The sequence below is a fragment of the Halomonas sp. BC2 genome (assembly GCF_002078115.1).
Taxonomy (GTDB): Bacteria; Pseudomonadota; Gammaproteobacteria; order Pseudomonadales; family Halomonadaceae; genus Vreelandella; species Vreelandella stevensii.
The window spans coordinates 189,226-193,547 of record NZ_LFGT01000003.1; the positions used below are offsets into that span (position 1 = coordinate 189,226).

Genomic DNA, 4,322 nt, shown 5'->3' on the forward strand with positions numbered 1-4,322 from the left:
CTGGGGTTCAGCGTCTTTCTGGTCACCCACGACCTGGACACGCTCTACGCCGCCTGCGACCGCGTCGCGGTGTTATCCCAGAAGCGCGTGCTGGTGGCCGACACCCTGGAGAAAGTCGCCCAGACCGACGACGAGTGGATACAGGACTATTTCAATGGCCCCCGTGGACGCGCCGCGCAGCGCTCTGCCGAACCGACTTCCCGCGAGGAGTGAGACACATGGAAACCCGCGCGCACCATATCATGATCGGCTTGTTCACCGTGCTCACGGCAGCCGCTGCCCTGCTCTTTGCCCTATGGATGAGCCACGCGGCGGGCGAGCGCGACTACCAGCCCTACCGCATCCTGTTCGAGCGCAGCGTCAGCGGCCTGGCGGTGGGCAGCAAGGTGCAGTACAACGGCATCGAGGTAGGTGATGTCACCGAATTGAGCCTCAATCCGGATGACCCCCGCCAGGTGCTGGCCAGTATCCGTGTGTACGAAGACACCCCGGTCAAGACCGATACCCGGGCACGTCTGGCCTTTGCCAGCATTACTGGCAGCATGTCCGTTCAGCTGCATGGCGGCACGCCGGAGAGCCCGCGCCTGCTGGACCAGAGCGATGACGACATGCCGTTCATTCGCGCCGACCCGTCGCCGATTGCCACGCTCTTCGAAGAGGGCGAAGAGATGATTAACAACATCAACGCCATTCTGAAAAACGTCAACGAGCTGTTCAGCGACGACAATCGCCAGGAAGCAGGCAACATTCTCACCAACGTTGCCCAGATCACCGACATGATTGCCTCCCAGCAGTCTGCTCTGGACGAGAACATGGCCCTGTTCGGGGAGGTATCGCGTCAGGCCACCGCCACCCTGGAAAGCATCGAGACCCTGAGCCAGGAAGCGCATTCGCTGCTCAGCCGCGAAGGTCGAGAGGTCATGCAGAGCGCCGAGAATGCCAGCCGCGACGTGGCCAATGCTGCCCAGCGCATCGAACAGCTGGTGGAGGACAATGCCGGTGCCGTGGAAAGCACGCTGCAAAGCACCCGCGATATTGCCCCGGCCCTGGCGGCGCTGCGCGCCACCCTGGCCACCCTGGATCGCATTACCCGTCGGCTCGAAGAGAACCCCACCAACTTTTTGCTGGGCCGTGACCAGATAGAGGAGTTCCGCCCATGATGCTCAAGACCCTGCGAGCCAAAGCCCTGCACATCAGGCCCCTTCGCAACGGGGCCCTTCGAATCAGCCCCCTGCGTACAGGCGCCCTGCTGATCATTCTGGCCACCCTAACGGCCTGTTCGATCCTGCCCGACAACGAACCGGCCACGCTTTATCGGCTGCCGGCCGTAGACACCTCAGGGCAGCCGAATGCAGCGGCCACCCACGCCATGACGCTGGGCATCGCCACGCCAGAAACGGGGCACTTGCTGGGCAGCAACCGCATGGTGGTATTTCCGGAAGGCAACGTGGTGAACGTCTACGAAGGCGCACGCTGGCACGAGGACGCTCCGGACATGCTCAAGGCCCGGCTCATCGAAGGCCTACAGGCCCAGCAGCGGTTTGCGAGCGTCGGCAGTGATCGCCTGCCCCACGACCTGACCCTGCTCAGCGAGCTGCGCCACTTCCAGAGCGAATACGACGATACGCCGCCCAGCGTCAACGTTCAGCTGGATGTGCAGCTGGTTGACAGCAACCGCGCGCCCTTGGCGACCAGCAGCTTCGCCATACGCAAGCGTGCCAGCAGCGTCGCCATTGCCGACGTGGTCGATGCCTTCGGCGCAGCGTCCGATGATTTGAATCAGCAGTTGGGCGAGTGGCTGACCCGCGAGGTAACCCGCTAACGCAGGTCGATTGCCCCACCGCTCAGCTTGCGCAGATAGTCGCGCGGGTCTCTGGGGTAGTAGTGGGCAGGCTGGCACGCCAGGTGGGTAAAGAACCGGGTGTCCTTGTAGGGCATTTTCATGAAGCCCGACACCCCCAGACCTTCGATCTGATTGACGCTGTCCAGCATGTGCGCCAGCAGCGCAGAGAACGCCTTCTCTCGGCGTGGGTCCAGCAGACGGTAGTAGCTATGAATCTTCAGGTGTCTGGGCAGCGTCTCGAAGATGATCATGCCGGTATGGTGAATGTCATTGAGCTGCTCCAGCAGGGCCATGATGCTGTCGGGCAACACCAGCAGCTCTTCTGGATCCGGACCATCTTCGAAGTAGCTGTGCTGGCGGGTGCGATCCTCCATCTCCGGCACGGCGCTCACCTCATACCCGATGGTCATGCCCGGCTGCGCAGCGAACGATGCGTCGGCGCTCTCCCGCTCCAGGTGCAGCGTCTGCCGCGCATTGAACAGGCAGCTCTTGAAAATACCCTGGCGATGGATGGCCCGCGCCAGATGCACCATGTTATTCACCGCTTCGGTAAAGGCGGGCTTCAGGTCGGGGTCGTGCAGATTGAGCGACGAGTCGATATAGACGCCCTCCCGCTCCCAGCGCACGGCCAGCCCGCCCACCACGGGGTATTTGCCCAACCGGCTCACCGACGCCAGAAAGGCTTTCTCGGTGTCGCCCATGCCCTGCATGAACTGCTTGTAGTAGCGGTCCAGCTGCACGTCATTGACGTCATTGAGGGTTTCTTCGACGCTGGCCTCGCGCAGAAAGGCCTTGCGAGAGCTGTACACCACGGTATCGATCTCCCGACGCTGGCGATGCCCCCAGATCGGCACCAGGGGCGGCGGCGGTACGGCAGGCAAGTCGATCATCACGGTTCTAGCCATGCGCGGCATTTCACGAATGAAGTGATCCCCCGCGCGGCGGCGAATGGCCGGGTCGGCATCCAGCAGCCCATCCAGCGTGCGGGCAAACTCGATGGGCAGGCCCAACGCACTGGCCGGAATCGCCCGGCAGCCAAAACGGCAGGACTGCGCCGATGCCAGGGCATACAGGGTACCCGCCACCCCCTGTTCGTCGAAACGCGGCGATGACAGCGCGCCGTTGAGCTGCTCTTCGCCGATGAAGTAGACGTCGCCCAACCGCGCGTTGGTCTGCTGCAGGTTATCCGACATCAGCTCCATCACGTTGGCACCGACGAACTGCAGCGCCGCATCCAGCTGGGCAAAGACCGACGACCCCCAATCGATCAGGGCGATGCTTTCCCTGCTGGCGTCGAACACCAGGTTGGAAGGCTTGATGTCGCCATGCACCACCGGGCGGGCATGGGGGCCGGTTTCCCGGCGCAGGGTGACCAGAATCTCTGCCAGCTGCGCGGCAATATGCACCACCAGGCGCGGCGAGAGCCGCCCCTGGCGCAGCGATACTTGCTCGAGATTCCAGCCGGGCGCGCGCTCCATGACCAGAATGGACTGGCCGCGCACGCGCTGATAGGCGATCAGCCCGGGAATCAGAGGGTGGCTGACCTGATCGAGCATGAACGCCTCTTCTTCGAGGCGCTCTTGCAAGTGGGTAGGCAGCGTGATGCGCGAGAACTTGAACACATAGTGGGTGGGCTGCCCCTGCTGCTGAGCGCTGCCCGCAAACACGAAACCATAGGCCCCCTTGCCAATCAGCTCGATGTCCCGGTACCCCAGCTGCACCAGCTGAGCCTGGCACAGCGCTACCCAGTCTTTCAGCTTGCGCGCATCGTGATGGCTCAGCAGATAGACCGACTGCTCCTCTGGAATATAGAACTGCTGTAGCGCTGCCTGGCTCATGGGGGAAATGGCCTTGGATCAGGCCAAATGCAGCAGCATGGTCTCTGGCGCTTCCAGAGACGCTTTCCAGTGATTGCAGAAGCGCGCAATGGTGCCGCCGTCGATGAATCGATGGTCTCCCGCCCAGGTCACGGTCATGATGGCGCGTCGCTGCACGGCGCCCTCGGCATCGAAACGCGGCAGCCACTGGGTCTTGCCGATGGCCACGATGGCCGCTTCCGGGGCGTTGATGATGGGAGCGGCGTAGGTGCCGCCCAGAGCGCCAATATTGGAAATGCTGATGGTGCCACCCTTGAGGTCCGCCTGATCCACACGACCTTCCCGCGCCGCCTGAGTCAATCGGCTCACCTCCCTGGCAATGTCCAGCAGGCTCAGCTGCTCCACCGCCTTCACGTTAGGCACCAGCAAGCCCGCCTTGCTGTCCACCGCCATGCCGATATTGCACTGGGCAAAATAGTGCAGCTCGTCCCCCTCGGCATTGAGCTGCGCATTGAGGATGGGGTGCTCGGCCACGGCCAGCGCCAGCGCCTTCATGAAGAAGGGCATCAGCGTCAGCCGCTCCCCCAGCGCTTCTACCCGGGGCTTGAGGCGCTCGCGCAGCGCCAGCAGTTCGGTGACATCCACCTCTTCCCCATAATGAA

General features: G+C 63.1%; 4 protein-coding genes and 1 pseudogene. 3 read left to right on the forward strand and 2 right to left on the reverse strand.

What is annotated here, in order from left to right:
• From B7L71_RS02370 to B7L71_RS02380, 3 genes and pseudogenes are all read left to right on the forward strand, one after another.
• Positions 1 to 213, forward strand: a pseudogene (locus B7L71_RS02370) (ABC transporter ATP-binding protein); the annotation flags it as partial.
• Positions 214 to 218: 5 nt separating this feature from the next.
• Entirely contained in the window at positions 219 to 1,160 is a 942-nt protein-coding gene (locus tag B7L71_RS02375) for an MlaD family protein (RefSeq protein WP_081135757.1), read from the forward strand.
• A complete protein-coding gene (locus tag B7L71_RS02380; protein ID WP_081135759.1) occupies positions 1,157 to 1,822 on the forward strand; it encodes an ABC-type transport auxiliary lipoprotein family protein in 666 nt (221 codons plus the stop codon). The genes B7L71_RS02375 and B7L71_RS02380 overlap by 4 nt, the downstream gene beginning before the upstream one ends.
• Here B7L71_RS02380 and B7L71_RS02385 read toward each other — a convergent pair.
• Both B7L71_RS02385 and B7L71_RS02390 read right to left on the reverse strand, forming a co-directional pair.
• A complete protein-coding gene (locus B7L71_RS02385; RefSeq protein WP_081135762.1) occupies positions 1,819 to 3,681 on the reverse strand; it encodes a protein kinase domain-containing protein in 1,863 nt (620 codons plus the stop codon). The genes B7L71_RS02380 and B7L71_RS02385 overlap by 4 nt on opposite strands.
• An 18-nt stretch (positions 3,682 to 3,699) precedes the next feature.
• A partial coding sequence (locus B7L71_RS02390) for a 2-oxo acid dehydrogenase subunit E2 (protein ID WP_170919417.1) occupies positions 3,700 to 4,322 on the reverse strand: 623 nt, incomplete at its 5' end.